This window comes from Streptomyces sp. NPDC043685 (assembly GCF_056436585.1).
Map to the genome: position 1 here is coordinate 1 of NZ_JBWKCH010000010.1, position 16,807 is coordinate 16,807.

16 protein-coding genes and 7 pseudogenes are annotated in these 16,807 nt (G+C 69.1%); 10 read left to right on the forward strand and 13 right to left on the reverse strand.

Translation table 11 applies throughout. The features are described from left to right. Positions 1-120: 120 nt before the first annotated feature. Positions 121-714 (reverse strand): annotated as a pseudogene (locus tag AC0665_RS29425) (MobF family relaxase); the annotation flags it as partial. 356 nt (positions 715-1,070) lie between these two features. Then, positions 1,071-1,589 carry a pyridoxamine 5'-phosphate oxidase family protein gene (locus AC0665_RS29430; protein ID WP_478610179.1) on the reverse strand — a complete coding sequence of 173 codons (519 nt, stop codon included), beginning with the start codon at positions 1,587-1,589 and terminating at the stop codon, positions 1,071-1,073. 431 nt (positions 1,590-2,020) lie between these two features. Between AC0665_RS29430 and AC0665_RS29435 the strand changes: the two genes are divergently transcribed. Beyond that, positions 2,021-2,419 (forward strand): peptidase inhibitor family I36 protein, encoded by a 399-nt coding sequence (locus AC0665_RS29435; protein ID WP_478706123.1) that lies wholly within the window; start codon positions 2,021-2,023, stop codon positions 2,417-2,419. Between the two features lie 122 nt (positions 2,420-2,541). On the opposite strand, the gene AC0665_RS29440 is transcribed toward AC0665_RS29435, so the two are convergent. Next, complete coding sequence (locus tag AC0665_RS29440; protein ID WP_478610180.1) at positions 2,542-3,018, reverse strand: hypothetical protein; 477 nt, start codon at positions 3,016-3,018, stop codon at positions 2,542-2,544. A gap of 891 nt (positions 3,019-3,909) precedes the next feature. Between AC0665_RS29440 and AC0665_RS29445 the strand changes: the two genes are divergently transcribed. Continuing rightward, the gene (locus tag AC0665_RS29445) at positions 3,910-4,284 is read left to right on the forward strand and encodes a DUF6228 family protein (RefSeq protein ID WP_478706272.1); all 375 of its coding nucleotides are present in this window, start codon (positions 3,910-3,912) and stop codon (positions 4,282-4,284) included. A 574-nt stretch (positions 4,285-4,858) separates the two neighbouring features. Here the strand turns inward: AC0665_RS29445 and AC0665_RS29450 are convergent. From AC0665_RS29450 to AC0665_RS29460, 3 genes and pseudogenes are all read right to left on the reverse strand, one after another. After that, complete coding sequence (locus tag AC0665_RS29450; protein ID WP_478610182.1) at positions 4,859-5,095, reverse strand: hypothetical protein; 237 nt, start codon at positions 5,093-5,095, stop codon at positions 4,859-4,861. A 137-nt stretch (positions 5,096-5,232) separates the two neighbouring features. Then, positions 5,233-5,424: pseudogene (locus tag AC0665_RS29455) on the reverse strand (GGDEF domain-containing protein); the annotation flags it as partial. A 165-nt stretch (positions 5,425-5,589) separates the two neighbouring features. Continuing rightward, positions 5,590-5,955: a MerR family transcriptional regulator gene (locus AC0665_RS29460; RefSeq protein WP_478706124.1), complete on the reverse strand. Its 366-nt coding sequence runs from the start codon at positions 5,953-5,955 to the stop codon at positions 5,590-5,592. A gap of 96 nt (positions 5,956-6,051) precedes the next feature. On the opposite strand from AC0665_RS29460, the gene AC0665_RS29465 reads away from it, so the two are divergent. Next, positions 6,052-6,531: a hypothetical protein gene (locus tag AC0665_RS29465; protein WP_478610185.1), complete on the forward strand. Its 480-nt coding sequence runs from the start codon at positions 6,052-6,054 to the stop codon at positions 6,529-6,531. A 218-nt stretch (positions 6,532-6,749) separates the two neighbouring features. Here AC0665_RS29465 and AC0665_RS29470 read toward each other — a convergent pair whose 3' ends face one another. Continuing rightward, on the reverse strand, positions 6,750-7,028 hold the full coding sequence (locus AC0665_RS29470; RefSeq protein ID WP_478706125.1) for an NUDIX domain-containing protein: 279 nt from the start codon (positions 7,026-7,028) through the stop codon (positions 6,750-6,752). Positions 7,029-7,063: 35 nt separating this feature from the next. Between AC0665_RS29470 and AC0665_RS29475 the strand changes: the two are divergent. The 3 genes and pseudogenes from AC0665_RS29475 to AC0665_RS29485 all read left to right on the forward strand — a co-directional run. Continuing rightward, positions 7,064-7,432: pseudogene (locus tag AC0665_RS29475) on the forward strand (DUF6192 family protein); the annotation flags it as partial. Between the two features lie 3 nt (positions 7,433-7,435). Beyond that, positions 7,436-8,281, forward strand: a complete 846-nt coding sequence (locus AC0665_RS29480) for a hypothetical protein (protein WP_478706126.1) — start codon at positions 7,436-7,438, stop codon at positions 8,279-8,281. Further along, the gene (locus AC0665_RS29485; protein ID WP_478706127.1) at positions 8,278-8,505 is read left to right on the forward strand and encodes a hypothetical protein; all 228 of its coding nucleotides are present in this window, start codon (positions 8,278-8,280) and stop codon (positions 8,503-8,505) included. The genes AC0665_RS29480 and AC0665_RS29485 overlap by 4 nt, the downstream gene beginning before the upstream one ends. Before the next feature lie 214 nt (positions 8,506-8,719). Here the strand turns inward: AC0665_RS29485 and AC0665_RS29490 are convergent. Further along, positions 8,720-8,815 (reverse strand): annotated as a pseudogene (locus AC0665_RS29490) (IS5/IS1182 family transposase); the annotation flags it as partial. Here AC0665_RS29490 and AC0665_RS29495 point away from each other — a divergent pair. Beyond that, positions 8,771-9,106 carry a hypothetical protein gene (locus tag AC0665_RS29495; protein WP_478706128.1) on the forward strand — a complete coding sequence of 112 codons (336 nt, stop codon included), beginning with the start codon at positions 8,771-8,773 and terminating at the stop codon, positions 9,104-9,106. The pseudogene AC0665_RS29490 and the gene AC0665_RS29495 overlap by 45 nt on opposite strands. A 499-nt stretch (positions 9,107-9,605) precedes the next feature. Here AC0665_RS29495 and AC0665_RS29500 read toward each other — a convergent pair whose 3' ends face one another. The 4 genes and pseudogenes from AC0665_RS29500 to AC0665_RS29515 form a co-directional block, all read right to left on the reverse strand. Then, positions 9,606-10,157 (reverse strand): EF-hand domain-containing protein, encoded by a 552-nt coding sequence (locus tag AC0665_RS29500; RefSeq protein WP_478610187.1) that lies wholly within the window; start codon positions 10,155-10,157, stop codon positions 9,606-9,608. 126 nt (positions 10,158-10,283) lie between these two features. Further along, a complete protein-coding gene (locus tag AC0665_RS29505; RefSeq protein WP_478706129.1) occupies positions 10,284-12,596 on the reverse strand; it encodes a molybdopterin-dependent oxidoreductase in 2,313 nt (770 codons plus the stop codon). Positions 12,597-12,815: 219 nt separating this feature from the next. Next, positions 12,816-13,354, reverse strand: a pseudogene (locus tag AC0665_RS29510) (MobF family relaxase); the annotation flags it as partial. A 248-nt stretch (positions 13,355-13,602) separates the two neighbouring features. Then, the gene (locus tag AC0665_RS29515; protein ID WP_478706273.1) at positions 13,603-14,202 is read right to left on the reverse strand and encodes a TetR/AcrR family transcriptional regulator; all 600 of its coding nucleotides are present in this window, start codon (positions 14,200-14,202) and stop codon (positions 13,603-13,605) included. A gap of 55 nt (positions 14,203-14,257) precedes the next feature. Here AC0665_RS29515 and AC0665_RS29520 point away from each other — a divergent pair, with 55 nt between their 5' ends. The 3 genes and pseudogenes from AC0665_RS29520 to AC0665_RS29530 form a co-directional block, all read left to right on the forward strand. Next, complete coding sequence (locus AC0665_RS29520; RefSeq protein WP_478610189.1) at positions 14,258-14,722, forward strand: SRPBCC family protein; 465 nt, start codon at positions 14,258-14,260, stop codon at positions 14,720-14,722. A gap of 125 nt (positions 14,723-14,847) precedes the next feature. Further along, positions 14,848-15,520: pseudogene (locus AC0665_RS29525) on the forward strand (IS5 family transposase); the annotation flags it as partial. 213 nt (positions 15,521-15,733) lie between these two features. Continuing rightward, positions 15,734-15,973, forward strand: a pseudogene (locus AC0665_RS29530) (DUF2399 domain-containing protein); the annotation flags it as partial. Positions 15,974-16,144: 171 nt separating this feature from the next. On the opposite strand, the gene AC0665_RS29535 reads toward AC0665_RS29530, so the two are convergent. After that, positions 16,145-16,549: a hypothetical protein gene (locus tag AC0665_RS29535; RefSeq protein ID WP_353602669.1), complete on the reverse strand. Its 405-nt coding sequence runs from the start codon at positions 16,547-16,549 to the stop codon at positions 16,145-16,147. Positions 16,550-16,807 lie beyond the last annotated feature (258 nt).

Genomic DNA, 16,807 nt, shown 5'->3' on the forward strand with positions numbered 1-16,807 from the left:
GGACCGCCTGGCGGTAGTCCCGCGCGGTGACCGCCTTCGGGTAGAGGGTGTCGTACCGGCGCGGCGCCCAGTAGCGGCGGGCGAGGGCCTCTTAGGCGTTGGGCTGGTCTTCCGGGGTGCTCACGTGACTCCTCCTGAACTCCGGCCCGGCGTGTGCTGGACGCCGGGCTGCTGGGTGTGCGGCGGCGGGACCGCCGCCGGGGCGGGCTGCGGACGCAGGCCCCTTGTCCTGGATCGTGGCGGCCACCTGCGCAGCGGCGGCTTCGAGGGTCTGGCGGGTCTGCTCCACCGCGTCGATGCCGGTCTCCGACTCCACGAGGCGGCCGTCCTTCTGGTCGGCGCGGAACGGCCGCGGGTGCGACCTCGAGGCGGCGGGCAGTGCGACGGCGTACAGGCGCGGGCGGGATCTCATGCGCTCCGCTCGACGCGCGGCGCGGACCCGGGCGGCCAGAGCACCGGCAGCGAGGCGGGCCCGCTCGTACGGGGCCGCCGTGCGGCTGCGGGCCAGAGGGCGCAGCACGGCCTAGACCTCGGTGTCGCGCGGGTACAGGGCGCGCAGATCTCAGTCATCCTCCGGCCGCGCCCAACGGGGCGGGTGTAGTCGTCGACGACCGCCTGCACGATCTGTTCATCCAGGGCCGGCTGGTGTGGCCGGCCGCGTAGGACGTAGGAGAGGTGGCGGCGGGCTTCGGCGAGTAGGTGGTGTTCTCCGAACTACGCTGAAACGCTCAGTGGTCTTCGCCGGTAGGGGGCTCTTCGCGCATACGGGGCCCCTCGCCGGTACGGGGGACGAGCCGGATGACGGGCAGCAGCGCCGCGGCGGTGATCTGTTGCCGCGGCGGCCCGGACCTGCAGGCGCAGCTCGACCTCGAGCAGGGGTAACCCCTGCTCGAACGCAGCGAAGCGGAGTTGAGAGCCTGGGGGCGGGGCAGTCTCGGGGCGCTGCTGTACCGGCGGGCGCTGGGCGAGGCCGTCGCCATGGCGCTGGCGGTACGCGACGGCGCGCCGTCGACCGCCCCCCACCCACCCCACGTACGCGCAGGTGCAGGCCCTCGTCGACGGGCCCGGCGTCACGTGCCGGTGAGCTTGTCGAGGTCGGGGGCGTAGACGGTCATCCAGTGCGGGTTCAGCCGGTAGTAGACGACCTCACGGTTCCAGTCGAAGGCGTCGTCGCCGTAAAAGTCCTTCAAGTAGGCGCGCAGTTCCTGCCAGTCGGCCGTGGTCTCGGCGTCCTCGGGGTTCAGCTCCTCCACCGTGCCGTGGGTGAACACGCCGAGGTCCTCGCCGCGCATGTGCGCAACGCTGGCAGCCGGACGGGCCGCGAGATGACGGGCCTTGGCGGCGTTGCGCGCCGTGCCGAAGTGCCACCGGCCGTGCAGGAAGTGCCCGTCGGCGCCGCTGATCCGCGGTTCGCCCTTTGCGGTCACCGTGGAGAGGGCGAGCGTGCACATGCCGGTGAGGACCCCGGTGAGCCGCGCCGCCGTGATGGTACGGCCCTCGACGATCGAGCGGAGGTGTGCGGTCGAGCCGGAGAGGGAGGAGTCGAGGAGGGACTGGAGCTTGTCGAGTTCTTCAGGGGTTTCGCGCATACGTCCATCGTCGGCCGTAAACCCGACATCCTCTGTCGTCATTGATGCCACCGCCCCCTCCGCAACGATCACGGACGCTTCATCGACGACGAGTCCTGGGGCCACCACCGCCACGGCGGCCGCCACCACCCCTGACCCAACACCGTATGCGCGAACTGAACTGAACACCTCACCCACGCCCCGATACCAAACTGACGCGCCCGGCTTCCCCGGCCGGGCGCGTTTCGTCTACTCGGACCGCCCTGGCGCTGGCGAGTCGCACCGGCGCTGCGCGTCAGGTTCCTCCGCTGGAGTGAACCGGCGGGCAAAGCCGCCCGGCCGGCCCTTCGCAGCCCGTATCTCTGGTGCCGTGATCAAGAAACCTGTTGCGTGCCGGGGCCGTCGCCGCCCTCGTCCTGTCCTCGATGTGTGTCACGGCCTCCGCTTCCGGCGTGCCCAGCACACAGCGGGCCGCCATCGACTACCACGCCGGCTACGTCTGCATCTACCCCGAGATCAGTTTCGGTGGGCAGCCCTGGGTGCGGCGGGCCTCTGACGGCAGCGTGAAAGATCTTCCCTCCGCGATCCGTGACCGCGGCAGCTCTGTACGAAACAACTCCGACCGCACCGCCCGCGTGTACGAGAAGCGCAACCACAGCGGCCGGCACGTATGCGTCACCCGCAGCGGCGGCTCCATCCACGACCTGCGCGGCTACAACCTCAACGACCAGACTCGCTCCCTGAAAATCAACCGCAACGACTGCGGCTGGCCCTCCCCCACTCACCCACCCAGGCAGCCGTTCGTGCGCAGCGGTCAGCCCGGCCCGGCAAGCATCACCGCACGGGGCTGATCAGCATGCGCGGTCGCGAAGGGCGGTCGCCTACGCGGCGAAAGGCTCTGCAGGGCTTCAACCGAACGATCTTCCGGCTGGGTCGCACACGGTCACATGGGGCAGTCCCGTTGGCCCTCCGGTCAGGTGTGGATGGCGAGCTTGAATTCGGCGAGCACGAGATTGCGGGCGGCGCTGTCGCTGTGAGAGACGAGCAGCGCGAGCGGCGTGCCGACGGCGGTGAACAGGCCGTGGCCCTTGGTGAAACACTGCATGCCGGGCGACGGCGGACGGTGGTCGGTGGCCGTCGAGTCATAGCCAGTAGACAGGTTCAGCGGATCGCGGACGAAACGGTCCCGCAGCTCGGTGTAGGAGCCGTCCGCCCACTGGATCATCGCGTACAGCTGGCCCCAGCCCGCGGTGGAGGGCCAGATCAGGCCGGCGCGGTCGTCCGTGGCCCAGTTGGTGACGGTGTAGCCGTCCGGCTGGGCGGCCTGGTGCATGTTGTGCGCATCGTACGACTCGCCGGAGCCGAACGGGAAGCGGACGATGTGGTAGGCGCCGTCGGCGGGGATCGACTGCGGAGCGTCGGTTTTCAACGAGCATACGTAGACGGTCACTCGGGTCTCCCATGCAGTGGGCTGTATGACGCGGGTTTGGGCTTCTGTTTAGCACGGGCCATCAACCCTGCAGCCCCGTTCAGCATCCGCATCGAGGGCAACGGCGACACCCCGTCCTGACATGACGAAGCGGCCCCGCTCCCCTGCCGAGACACCGCGACCACCGAGTGTGGCGCGAGTCGTGACGGCGGATGTACACGGGTTTGGGTTCTGGCACAGCTTCTGTGCAACGGCCACTCTGAGTGACGGTTGAGCCTCTCAGGGCGGCATCGAAGTCGCCCGAAAATGAGCCGTCATCGAGGTGGCTGGGCTCAAAGTGCGGGGCGTGGAAGAGGTCGTGCTCCGGCTGAAGCCGACGCAGGAGCCCAGGACGTCGCACTGCCCCGCTGCGGCGAGTGCGGACGTGCATGCCGCTACGTCGGCAGCAGCACCGGAGACGGTGGGGATGCTCGCCCTGCTTCGACAAGCCGGCCGTCTGCGCGGGCTGCCACGAAGAACGACGCGTCGTCAGCCGGGACCGCAATGGCGAGCCGCGGTGCGGGAACTGCCCTGACATCGACGGTGATCCGCTGCGGGAACTCACCGAGCTGATCACGAGCCTCGATCCCACATTCACCGCAGATGCCGTCCAGGCGGCGCTTGAACGAGCCACCGTCCGGCCCGCCGGGCAGCGGCGCCTGGCTGCGTAGGTCAGAACGAAGAGCACTTGTCGGTGGGAGCTGGGAACAGTTGGTTGCTGCTGGGCCGCCGAATGTTGATGAGAAGTAGCAGCGGTCCCGGGCCACGGAAACGTGATGTCGTCAACGTGTTGACGTCCGTATCCTTCGGCGGGTGAGTCTGATCGAGGTGGGTCCTGGGCAGGTCGAGCTCGTCGTGTGAGGGCCGGGGGCGCTGGCGACCTCTGTCCGGTTGTTCGACTGGTCGCGTGCTGATGAGTACGAAACCGTCTTCGCGGTGGAGGCCGTTGCTGATGCTGTGCGTGCACGGCTCGAGAACATGACCGTCACCGTCTGGGATGACATGAGCGAGTTTTTCGACGGCCTCGCGCGAGACTTCCGTGGCTGGGAGGGGGAGCGGGTCTGGACCAGCAACCACCTGGTCCTGACGGCGACCTTCGGCTCGGGTGGGCATGTGTTTTTGGACTGGACTCTTCGGTCCGGCTTCTTTCCCGGTGACTGGAAGTGCACGGTGACGACCGTGATCGAAGCCGGTGAAGGGATGACGGCTGTAGCTGCGGACCTGCGGGAATTCCTGGGCCAGGGGTAGCGCAAGGGTTCCTGAGCGGGCGACAACTGGCCTGATGAGTCATCGCTCTCCGTGGATGTGACTTCCCCTGGCGTGTCCTCTCCATCGCCTGGCGGCAGGTCGTCGGGGGTCTCGTCGTCTGGCTGCTCTTTCACGCGCCAAGGATCCCCCACCAGAATGACGCAAGTCGTCCTGTTTTCTAGGAATCGACCAGTGCGGGACGTGCCACGGTCCGAGCCGGCCGTCGCAGGGCACCGGCAGGGCCAGCGGGTGGACGTCGTCCAGGTCCAGGTGGAAGCGGTCGGGCTGCGCCCAGGGGCCGCACGCCGCGCCGGGGTCGGTGTGGGAGCCGGTGATGCGGACGATGCCGAGGACCCCGCGGGTGGGCAGCTCGTGCCCGTGGATCGTGCGGGCCACGAGCGGGTTGCGCAGCGCGGCCCGGTCGGTCCCGGCTCCGGCGTGCAGCAGGCGCCAGCCCGGCGCCCAGGCCCGGGGCCGGTTCTCCACGCGCTTGTCGCCGTGCAGGATGCAGGCCGCCCAGGGCTGCTTGATGGTGATGCCGCGGATGTGGTCCGGGCCTACAGCGTTGGCTTTTTCACGCGGCGGCTCCCAGGGTGCTGGTGCCGGGCCGCCCGGCGCGCCGGCCGTTGATGGACGGCACGGTGGCGTGGGAGCGGTCGGCGAGTACGGCGCGGCCGGTGTGCTTGCCCGCGTACATCGCGGCGTCGGCGGCCCGCTGCAACTGCGACAGGTCCGTCGTGCCGAGGACGTCGGCGGAGGCCGCGCCGATCGACGCGGCGACGTCGACCAGGGCGCCGCCGTCGACCTCCACCGGCTGCGCGAGCAGCGTGGTGAGCTGGGCGAGACGGAGTTCGCGGCGGGTGGGTCCGATCCGTACGGCGAAGGTGACTCGTCCCCTCCGATCCTGCCGACCGCCCCGCGGCTTCCCGCCCAGGTGGTGAGGCGCTGCGCGGTGGCGGCCAGGACGGGGTCGCCGGCGGCGTGCCCGCCGGGTCCGTCGTTGATCTCCTTGAAGTGGTCCAGGTCCACGATCCCGAGCAGGGCGTGGTCGCCGTACCGGTCGGTGATCTGGCGGGCCTTGGCGGTGAAGCCGTCGCGTCCGAGCAGTCCGGTGAGCGGGTCGCGGCGGGCGGCGGACAGTTACCTGTGCAGGGTGACCGCGTGCACGGTCCAGCCGGTCAGTGGCACGGCGAGTGTGGTGATGAACAGGGCGCGTTGCCCATCGGGGCCTGTACACGCACGGTGGAGGCCATACTGGTCTCTTTCTCTCGTCTTGTACGGGATGGGTGGCCCGGGGCGGCCGACTCATCCGGGTTGGCCACCTGCCCGCAACGGGCATCCGGTGCCGACGCGCGCGGCGAGTTCGGCGCGCAGGGTGGCGAGTTCGGCCATGCGTGCGTCGACGACGTGGATCTTTTCCTCGAACAGCGCGGACAGCGCCTCCGCGACGTCCGGTGCCCCACGCAGTTCCTCGCCGTTCCGCGCGATCTCCGCCAGAGAGAATCCAAGTGTCTGTGAGGTGCGGACGTAGTGCAGCCAGGCCACTGCCTCGGGTGGGAAGTCGCGATAACCATTGGCCAGGCGCCGGCCTGCGATGAGGCCGACCTTCTCGTAGAACCGGATCGTGTCCCTGGTCATCCCCGTCTGCGCGGCCAGCTCTCCGATGCGCATACCCCGGCGCCCCCTTCGGATGATGAACTTGACCTTGGACCGTACTCCACTGTTTAGCGTGAGGCTTCGCTGACCCCGACAAGCCGGAGCCTCGTCATGAGCCATCCCTTCACCCCCGCACGTCCCGCCTATCTTCATGTCGTACGCGCGAGCGCCTGGTACGACCTCGTCATCACCGCGGGATTCGCGACACCGTGGACATACATGCTGGTGCACGACGCGCTCTCTTCATTGGGCGACGCACTTGGGTTGGGGTTCCTGCCCGAACTCGACCCATGGCAGACCCTGTACGCAAACCTGATGGGGTCGGTCGTGATCGTCTGGGCCGCCCTGCGCATCGTCCGGCCGCTGCCGGTGCACGGACTGCTCGACAGCATCGCGCGCATCCTGTTCTCAGCGTGGATGGCGTACGCGCTGGCCCACGGCGCCTCGCGGATATTGTGGCCGTTCTTCACCGTCGAGGTGGCGTGGGGCATCGTCCAGCTTGTGCCGTGGCGGCGGAACCGACACACCAACCTGGTGGACGACGACGCCGGCCCGACCGATGGGCACCCGCTTGGCACGGCAAGTCAATGACACCCGGGTTGGGAAACGTGGACAGTCCCTGCACCGGCCGCTCCTCACGCATACTCGGCTTCGCCGAACGTGGCGCCTGATCAAAGGCGCAGGTCAGTCGCTACCGCTGTCGGTCATGTCCCTCGGTGCCGGCTGTTGAGCACCAGGCTGGCCAACTGAAGCCCCGGCCAGGTGAGGCCGGGGCGGCACGGAGGAACGCCGCGTCCCTCGAGGAAGGTTCAGCCAGCCGTGACCCTCGCCAGGATGTCGGCGTGGTCGAACGCGAGGTCCGGGAGCGCGTACAGGGGCCACCAGCGGGCGGCGGTGGCGTCGTCCCCAGCCGTCGGCCTGACCGGCGTCGGCAGGGTGGCCGTGTAGGTGACGCTGACGTGCCGGCCGCGCGGGTCACAGCCGGGGGCGTCGAAGGCGCCCACCTGCCGCCGGTCGTCGGCCGGGACGGTGATGCCGGTCTCCTCCTCCAGCTCGCGGGCCCCGGCCGCCAGGCTGGTCCCCCCCACGTCCACATGGCCACCGGGCAAAGCCCAGCAGCCCTCGAACGGGTCTGGCGTTCAAGGCGATGGGCGACGACACCGCCCGCCACCAGGTCAACCGCGCCCAGGTCGAACGCGGCCAGCAGGCGCGCGAGGGCTCCGAGGAGAACAACCCGCTCGCCCCGGCGATCCGCGCGATCGACCGGTCGGTGGAGTTCCTCGACCTCGTCACCGCCTGCCACGCGTTCGTCGCGGCGGCCGGCCGTGTCGTCCCGGGCCTGCGCGACCGGCAGCTCGGTGACGACGAACGCGTCCTGGTCCACGAGAACGTCGCCCGAGTGCGGGCCACCCTGGACTGGATCGAGACGGCCGTCGACACCGGGAAGGTCGACGTCGACGGCGAACTGGCCCGGCTCCTGCGAGGCGAATAGCCGGTGCCACGCGCTTCCGAGCGCAGATCGGCGGCCTCCCAGCGGCACGCCGACACCGTCCGGTTCGTGCTCTTCGAGGCCCGCCCGGCCGGGCTGACCTTCCCCCAGCTCGTCCGCTCGGGCGAGCTGACGCCCAGCCAGACCCGCGCAGGCCTGGCCTGCCTGCGCGACATCATCGCCGAACGGGGCTGGCCGCCCCTGATCTGGACGAAGAAGGACGGCTACCGGTTCTGCACCGACACCGCCGAACTCCAGGCCTACGAACTCTCGATCGTGAAGGAGAAGCTCACCGACCTGGACCAGGGCCGGTCGGCCGAGATCGGGACCGCTGGCCAGACACCGGCGCTGCGCCTGCGCGCCCTGGTGAACCTGCCGTGGGCCGACCCGGACGCGCTGGAGGTCAGCAAATCCCGGCGTACGCTGCTTGAACAGCAGCTTGCGCACAGCGCGGTGGCCGGCGCGGTGACGATGCTGTCCCGGCGTCGGGGCGCGGAGTTGCCCGCCGCTCGCTGGGAACGGGGGCCCTTTGGCAACTCGGCCCGTTCCGTGGGGTACAGCTGCACGATCGCCGCACCGGACGGCGGCCCGGCCGTGAAGGCCTCCGTCATGCTCGCCCTGCCCACCACGATGGAGTCCACCCGTGGTCGCCTGCGCGGACGTCCTGATCGAGAATCCGGAGGCCTGGGCCGCGCTCCTCGGTCCCCGCGGGGACACGCAGCTGGGCCTCGACGAGGCCCAGCCCGTGCTGCTCGCCGCGTGGGAGGCGGCCGCCGAGCTCCTGCCCGACGTCGTCGGCGACCCGGCTGGGCTGTCGCGGGGCCGCCCCGCCCACCACCGAACTGCGGATGACGTGCGAACAGCCCGCCGACAACGGCGTCCTGCCGGATCTGGACACGCAGGTCGACCTGACGCCGCTCGGCCCCAACGACGGCGGCCCCAGGTCGCGGACGGCCGTCACCATCACCACGGCGCCCGCCATGGTCCGCGCAGAGCGCCAGCGCCTGCTGCGGGAGGCGCTGGTCTACATGGCTCGCCAGTTCGGCTACGTCGACGCCGAGGTGGACCTCCTGTAGGACCGGACTGTCTGCACGAAGACCGAGGAGAAGTTGTCGTGGCCCACCGTAGTGAACGCGGAAGCGTCAGCGTTGGACTGACCTGCGGTGACACGTCCCCGCAGGTGTCCGGGACGTGCCACCACTCGGTTTCCCCAGTGCGGAGCCGCCTAAGTACTGTCCCGTAAATGATCTTTGAGTCGCCTCGGGCGTAGCTGCCATACCGCCCGTTGGGCTATCCGGCGAGGGCGAGGTTGTGCATCCGGGCGATGCCGAGCATGGCGTGGTGGACGCCGTCGCCTTTGAAGCGGCAGTCGCGGAGGATCTTCCAAGGGAGACCGAGGGGTTCGTCCTCTCCGAGATGTCGGGCTTCGGCGGCGAGCGCCCGTGGAGCGAGGTGTCCACCGTTCTGGAGCCATTCCTCGATCATCCGGATGCCGGCGGCGACGACCTCTCGCCTGCCGACTGCGCGGTGATCCTGCCCCGGTTGGAGGCGATCATCGATCAGTGGGCGCGGGAGGGCGGCGACCAGCTCCTCAAGCAGCACATTGCGGACGCCCGCCAGTTGGCAGGCGTCCTGCGACTCTGCATCGAGAAGGACGTCCCGCTGGCCTTCCTCTGAAGCCCGCCGACCACTGATCCCACTTACGGGACAGCACTTAGCACAGACGGGCAGCCGCCCCCGGCGGGCGACGGCCCACCGCGTCGGACCAGTCCCCGCAGTCCACTGCTTCCACCACTCCACCGTGATCTGCCTGGTCGCGACGATGGGCGGCTCAGCTGCCGCGGCGTCCATGAGCAACAACCGCGCGTGCTGGCGCTTGATGGGGCCGGTGTCCGGGGCGGCCCGGTGAGGCAGCCAGGGCGCGGCGACCAGGGCAGGATCCCGCGAGCGTCCCGGGGAAGGTGTGAGCATTCGATCAAGTGCCAAGGAGATTTCACATCGGGCTGCGCCGCCAGTTGTGCAGGTCTCCTTCGGCGTCACGAAGGGCCGGCAGGACGCGCAGCGCCACTTCGCGACGGATAGCGCGCACGTCTCAAGTCGCCCGCCTGCGGCGTCCCCTCCCTGGCCCTGCTGAGGCTCTGGCATAAGCGCTGGGCCGGGGCAAATCCGGGGATTGTCAGGCGGTGACCTTGCCGAAGATGTGGTTGGCGGGAGCGTCGGGGTCGTTGCCGTAGAAGAACTCTTCGAGTGCCCCGTGGAACTCGTCACGGCTCAGTCCGCCGGAACCATCGAGGTCCAGAGCGGCGAAGACGGCGGCGCAGTCCTCGCCGGGGACGGCGGCGACCGAGCTGAACATCTGCTGGAATTCGGCCTGGTCGATCTTGCCGTCTCCGTTGAGGTCGACGAGGTCGAAGAAGCAGTTGGTGACCGGCGCGATCTGGTGCGGGTAGAACGCGCGGTCGGTCAGGACACTCTTGAAGCCTTCGGTCATCTCACGCACATCGACCTTCCCGTCACCGTCCTGATCCATCGGGGCGATGACGTTCGACCAGAACTGGTCCATCCCCTCGATGAGCCGGCGGACGGTCTCGGCATCAGGCGTGGTCTCGCGGGCGCTGATGTAGCGCTCGCTCATCTTGCGGACGTCGTGCTGGGTGATGAACCCGTCGCCATCGACATCGGCGCCCCTGAACCACTGGCCGTACTTGAGGTCTTGAAGTGCAGTCATGACTGCGTACCGTATTCACGCAGTTACGGCGGCGCAAAGGTCCGAGTGGATGCTGGGCACCGGTCGGACCTGCCGACCTGGCGCCTGACGAGGGTGAACACGCCATACCGTTGAGTTGGCTTCGTTTCACTGTTCGAGGTGTGGTGGTGTGAAGGCGAGTACCTCATCGACCGGCCCGTCGTAGACCTCGACATCGACGAGAGCACTGTGCGCACTGGGTCCCTGGGACAGACGCGAGCACCCGCGGTCCCCGGTGAGGGTGTTGGGGTTGCCGTGGCGGTCCAAGGTTCCGCTCCGGCCCGGCTGGGCTGGGTCCCACCACGCTCCGGTGGACAGCTGGATGACGCCGGGCATGACGGCGTCCGACAGGATCGCGCCCGCCAGGCAGCTGCCTCGGTCGTTGAAGACACGCACGATCATGCCGTTCTCGATACCGCGAGATGCCGCATCTTGCGGGTTGATCGTTACAGGCTCGCGGCCGTGGATCTTTGACTTGAGGCTGTGGCTACCGTTGTCGTACTGGCTGTGCAGGCGTGAGGCGGGCTGATTCGAGATCAGGTGCAGCGGGAAGCGGTCCGCCAGGTCGGCGCGAAGCCATTCCACGGGTTCGAACCACGCCGGATGTCCGGTGCAGTCGTCGTAGCCGAACGAGTCGATCTCCTCGGAGAAGATCTCGATCCGGCCCGACGGCGTCGTCAGGGGGAAGCGCTGCGGATCGGAGCGCAGTGCTTCGAAGCTGCCCGGAAACGGACCGCTGAGTGCCGGCAGTTCGACACCGCAGGCGCGTTGCCAGAAGTCGTCGAAGTTTGGCAGGGCCGCGTCGTCGCCGAGGTTCGCCCGTGTCTGGTCGTAGAGGTGCCGGACCCATTCGATCTCGGAACGCGACTGGGTGAACTCGCGCTCATAGCCGAGCCGGGCGGCCAATGCGGCGAAGATCTGGTGGTCGGTGCGTGCCTCGCCGGCCGGCTCGCGGACCTTCGGCATCGCGACCAGGTGAGGGTCGGAGAACCCCGCGGCGAAATCGTCGCGCTCCAGGCTGGTCGCGACGGGGAGCACGATGTCGGCGAACTTCGCCGTGGTATTCCACCAGGCTTCATGGACCACCACCGTGTCCGGGCGCTGCCAGGCTCGGGTGAGGCGGTGGAGGTCCTGGTGGTGGTGAAAGGGGTTTCCTCCGCACCAGTAGATCAGGCGCAGGTCCGGCAGGGTCAGGCGCTGACCGTCGTAGTCGATAGTCGCGCCCGGTTCCAGCAGGGTGTCGGCGATCCGGGCGACCGGAATGAAGTCCGCAACAGGGTTCGCCAACCGCGGCATCGACGCCACAGACGGTCGGCCCGGGGCAACACCGGTCGCGTCCATTGTCGCGTAGCCCGCGCCCCAGCCGCAGCCGGGCCGGCCCAGCGAACCCGCCATGGCCGCCAGCACGACCGACATCCAGATCGGCTGTTCACCGTGGTCCGCCCGCTGTATGGCGTAGTTGACCATGACGAGGGAACGCTGTGTGGACAGGCGACGGGCGAGATCGAGGATTGTGTCGCGGCTGATGCCCGTAATCCTCGCGGCCCAGTCGGCGTCCTTGACGACGCCGTCCACGTCGCCGGTCAGGTAGGAGGCGAAGCGGTCGAATCCCTCGCAGCAGCGGATGAGGAAGTCCTCGTCATGCCAGTCGTTGACCAGCATCGTGTGCGCGATGCCGAGCATCAAGGCGGTGTCGGTGTTGGGGATGACCGGCAGCCACTCGGCGTCGAGGAAGTCGGCGGTGTCACTGCGGATCGGGCTGACGTTCACGAACCGCACCCCGGCCTCTCGGCACTTCCGCTGCAGGTCCCGCGTCTGGTGCCGGGCCAGCCCGCCAGGGTTGACCTGGCTGTTCTTCAGAGCCAGCCCCCCGAAGGCCACCACGAGCTCACAGCTCTCGGCGATCTCGTCCCACATCGGCATCCGGGACTGGTAGCTCCACGGAGCCCCGCCGATCACATGCGGAAGGATGACCTCAAGAGCGGCGGTGCTGTACGTGTTGCGGGAGTCGGTGTAGCCCCCGCCCAGCGCCAGGAACCGCTGGAGCTGACCCTGCGCATTGTGGAAGCCACCCGCGCTGGCCCAGCCGTACGAGCCGCCGAACACCGCGCTGTCCCCGTGCTGTGCGCGCACTCGGCGCAATTCCTCGCTCACCAGCGTGAGCGCGTCGTCCCAGCTGACCTCTACGAAGGCGTCCGCACCTCTGGCCGTTTCATCGGCGCGCGGCAAGCCGTTGAGCCACCCTTTGCGTACCGCGGGTCGCAGCACACGCGCACTGTCCTCAGCAGCCGTCACCATGCCCGGGCCGATCGGTGACGGCGCGGGGTCATCACCCCGGGGCTCAATGCGCACCAGCTGACCCGAATCGACCACGGCTACGAAACTGCCCCAGTGCGTTGCCACCGGCATGCGTCGTTCCACCGTGCACCAACTCCATCCCTGAAGTCTCTCCGGCTTTCGAACAACGGCCGCTACACCATAGGGGTCCCGCGTCAGTCAGCGGCCTGCGGAACACAGGCTCCCCCTGGCGGATGCTGCCCAACCCTGACGGTGCGCACGACTCCCACCGCCGCCACTCAACCGGAGCCCGGAGCGCCTCTGTCGACCGCGACCTGACCGTCGTACGGATGCCGGACTCGGGCCGGAGCGGAACGGCCGCGGGTGCGACCTCGAGGCGGCGGGGACCCCGACGGCGTACGGCCGGGGGCGAGAGCCCCGGCGCTCCGCTCGCCGCGCGGCGCGAACCCGGGCGGCCAGAGCGCCGGCGGCGAGGCGGGCCCGCTCGTACAGGGGCGCGGACCGCTTGCGGGCCAGTGGGCGCAACACGGCCTGGTCCTCGGTGTCGCCCGGGTACAGGGCGCGCAGGTTGGCGGTCATCCTCCGGCCCCGGCCGACGGGTCGGGTGAAGTCGTCGACGGCCGCCTGCACGATGCGGTCGTCCAGGCGGGCTGGTGAGGCCGGCCGCGCAGGGCGTAGGCGAGGTGGCGGCGTGCTTCGGTAAGGAAATGGTGGCGCGCGAAGGCGCCGCGCATCATGTACATCATGGCGACGGTGTCCACGGCCGCCAGGGCGACGTCGACCACCGGCCGCACCCGCGCCCACACCGCCGCAGCCGCTGCCCGCGCCCGCGCTCGCACGGCGAACTGGTCGACGACGTGGGCACCGTACGCCCGGACCGCCCGGAACAACCCCGGCCCGCGGCGCTGCGGGTTGTCTTCCGGGCCACGGGATGCTTCCCGGCCGGTCCGGTGGTGCGCGGCGTGGAAGGGATCCGGCTATGACGTAGTCGTTGCCTCAGCCGATGCTCACCGTGGCCGTGGACAGTCCTGCCCAGCCCGCTGGGTTCGCGGCGGAGCCGAAGTGGGACGGTTCTCCAGACGCTTCGTATGTGTCTCGGAAAACCTGCGAGGCCTGATCGGTGATCTCCTCACTCCGAGCCGTAGTACAGCCGGAGGAACTCCTCCATCGCCGCGTCGACGCCGGCGCGGTCACCGGTGGCGAGCAGGTCCAGCAGCAGGCCGCGGACGGTGGCGAGTCCCAGCCTGGCTCGGTTCCGGGCCAGGGCAGGGTCCGCCCCCGCCCCGACCTCGGCGGCCACCAGCGGCTCCAGCCAGTCCGTCACCAGCCCTTTGAGGAACGGGGCGGTCTCGGGGCGGCCGCGCAGCGCGCGTCCGCAGATTTCGAAGAAGAGCCGCTCCTGACCGGCTAGCCGAGGGGCCGTGAGCTGCCGCCACAGCAGCCGCGCGACATCGGCGGGCGAGAGACCGGGCTCCAGGCGGAGCCGGGACAGCACGTCGCGCTGGCGTCGCTCCGACATCCGGACGATCTCAACGAGCAGCTGTTCCTTGGAGCCGAAGTAGTGGATCAGCATGCGGTGGCTGACGCCGATCGCGGCACCCAGCCTGCGCAAACTCAGGTCCGAGATGCCGTGTGCCGCGACGTGGTCGACAGCCGCGTCCACCAGTTGTGCGCGCCGAGCCCCGTGCGCGCCTTGCTCGGCCTCGTCTTCGGGATGCGAGTCGTCCATGGTCACCACGTCACGACTGTACCGATCGATACATGGCGCATGTACCGTGTGGTACATGAAGTCTGTCACTGTGTCGATCGACGTACCTCAGACTCCCGAGCAGGTCTACGGCTTCCTCGACGTCATGGCGAACCACGAGCGGTTCACCGACCACTACCTGACCAACTGGCGCTACACCGGCCCCGCCAGGGGCATCGGATCGTGCGCCACGGTCACCGCCGCGCTGGGCGGCACGAAGACCGACGTCACCATCGATGTCGTCGAGGCCGAGGCCCCTCGGCGCATCGTGGAACGCAACGTCAGCGCGGCAGGCCGGCGGCAGGGCCACGGCACCTACACCATCGAACCGCTGCCCACCGGCGGGGCCCGCGTCTCGTTCACGTACACGTGGGTACGCGCCCCGCTCGCCGACCGGCTGCTGGCCCCCGTCGTACGGGCCACGATGCGGCACGCCAACCGCACGGTCATGCGACGCCTGGCCACCGAGTTGGCCTGCCACGTGTCCGCCGCCGAATCCTGACGGCGGTACGTGCCGCCCCTTTTTCCCGGCGCAGGCCCGACACCCACCGGGGCCCTGCCCTCGGGCACGGACACCTCTAGCCGGCGCTGCGCCCCAACCAAGTGCGCACGCCTTGGAGCAGGCCGTTGGTCAGCGGCTGTGCATGGCGGGCACTGCCGCCCTGCTTCGGGATATCGAAGTCGACGGCCCACCGCCGGTTCCTGATCTGGTCGAGAGCGGGCGTTTGGGGCCGGCTGCACGAGGCGATCCTGCACGGCCTCGATGACGCTGGTCTCCTCGACCTGTCCCGAGCGGGCCTGGACTCCGCCCATGTTCGCGCTAAAAAGGGGGGGCGAACTCACAGGCATGAGCCCCGTGGACCGGGGTAGGCCGGATTCCAAGATGCACGTCCTGTCGGACGCGAACGGACTGCCCCTCCTCGTCGGCGTCTCGGCAGCCAACACCCACGACAGCGAAGCCTTGAAGACCATGGTCGCCGGTCACCAAACGAGACACGACCCCGACCGCAGCCATCACTTCAAACCCCGACGCCTGCACGCCGACAAGGCCTACGACGTCCCTCACCTGCGCAGATGGCTCCGTGGCAAGCGGATTGGAGTCCGCATCGCCCGCAAAGGCGTCGAGTCCAGCGAACGATTAGGACGTCGACGCTGGGTGATCGAGCGAACCATGTCCTGGCTGGCCGGTTACCGCCGACTCAACCACCGCTACGAACGCCAACCCCGCAACGACCTGGCCTTACTCGGCCTCGCGGCCGCCATCTGCTGCTACAAACGCCTCGTCCGTCTCACCACATAGGACATGGTCTTAAGGTCTGAGTGCACGCGGTGAGCTGACTTGTTCAGCCGCCCCGGCTCGGACACACGGCTTCGGAACACACCGGCGCTTCCGGCAGCGACCGCATCTGTCGTCAGAGCCTGCAGTGATGCAGCCCGGGGGAAGGGCGAGGCCACCGCCAGGGCCAGATGCCAGCTGCCTGCGCGCAGATACGCCCACTGCTGCTGCAGAGTGGTGAGGAAGGACTGCATCAGCTCGACCGATGAGGAGTCGCTGATAGCGAGCCGGGGACGGCGGCGCACGGCGATCGACAGGTGGTGCATAGCGCCATCGCCCGCTCGCAGCCAGGCTGAGGGCATCCCTCAACTGGCGCTCGGCGGCCAGACGGTCAACGCGGACTGGGGTCCGGATCTCGCCCACGCCATGACCGCCCTCGGCGTCGCGCTCCATGAAGAGGTGCCGCTCGACCTCCTGGTGGACGACCTGTCACACCGGGCGCAGACGTCGACACCTCCGTGCCGGGCTCCGGGAGCCACCTGGGAGCCGACTTCAGGGAGCGGCTCCCAGCGAGAGGTGTTCCGCCTACGGAGAGGCCGTGCCGGAGGCGGTCCGGTGTGCCGCCTCCGGCCGGTCACTGGTGAGTCGTTACTTCAGGGGGGCGCAGGTCTTCACGGTGCTGCCCTTGAACTGGGTGCAGATCAGCGTGTTCTTGGGGTACTTCGCGCCCGTGTGGGAGCCGTCCTTGCCCCAGCCGGCGTGGGCCTCCCATTTGCCGCGGATCTTGTAGACGTTGGCTTTCTTCCAGCCACTGGCGGCCTTGTACGTGCCGCCGGGCTTCTTGTAGAGGAAGCGGGCGTACAGCGTCGGCTTCCTCGTGCCCGTGATGTCGGACTTGTGGGCGCCGACCGAGTTCAGGGCACGCCAGGACTTGCCGTTGGTGTACCAGTACTCGCCGCTCGTCCCGTAGACGCCGTTGACCTTGCGGATCGTCTTGTCCGTCGTCGCCGCGGAGGCCGGCGAGACGCTGACGCCGAGCGCCAGTGCCGCCATGGTGGTCAGCGTGAGAATCTTCCCCGTTGTGCTACGCACTACATACCTCTGACGGCCGCCGTCCGCGCCACCGGGCGGCTGTCTCATCGATGGATGTATGGAACCCCGGCACAGATGAGCAGGTTACCGGGTGGGGATGGGAGGTGACGGGGGGCTTTGGGGGAGGATGAGTGCGAGGACGGCTGCCGCGAACCAGCGGATGTCGGTCAGGGCGCGGCAGCGTTCGACCACCAGTAATCGAACGGGAGTTGGGGAGGC

Excerpts from the sequence above, each read along its gene's own strand:
- AC0665_RS29465 (WP_478610185.1), top strand. The coding sequence starts at position 6,052 with ATGAGCCATCCCTTCACCCCCGCACGTCCCGCCTATCTTCATGTCGTA.
- AC0665_RS29535 (WP_353602669.1), bottom strand. The coding sequence starts at position 16,549 with ATGGCGGCACTGGCGCTCGGCGTCAGCGTCTCGCCGGCCTCCGCGGCG.
- AC0665_RS29485 (WP_478706127.1), top strand. The coding sequence starts at position 8,278 with ATGACGTGCGAACAGCCCGCCGACAACGGCGTCCTGCCGGATCTGGAC.
- AC0665_RS29500 (WP_478610187.1), bottom strand. The coding sequence starts at position 10,157 with ATGACTGCACTTCAAGACCTCAAGTACGGCCAGTGGTTCAGGGGCGCC.
- AC0665_RS29520 (WP_478610189.1), top strand. The coding sequence starts at position 14,258 with ATGAAGTCTGTCACTGTGTCGATCGACGTACCTCAGACTCCCGAGCAG.
- AC0665_RS29515 (WP_478706273.1), bottom strand. The coding sequence starts at position 14,202 with ATGGACGACTCGCATCCCGAAGACGAGGCCGAGCAAGGCGCGCACGGG.
- AC0665_RS29430 (WP_478610179.1), bottom strand. The coding sequence starts at position 1,589 with ATGCGCGAAACCCCTGAAGAACTCGACAAGCTCCAGTCCCTCCTCGAC.
- AC0665_RS29460 (WP_478706124.1), bottom strand. The coding sequence starts at position 5,955 with ATGCGCATCGGAGAGCTGGCCGCGCAGACGGGGATGACCAGGGACACG.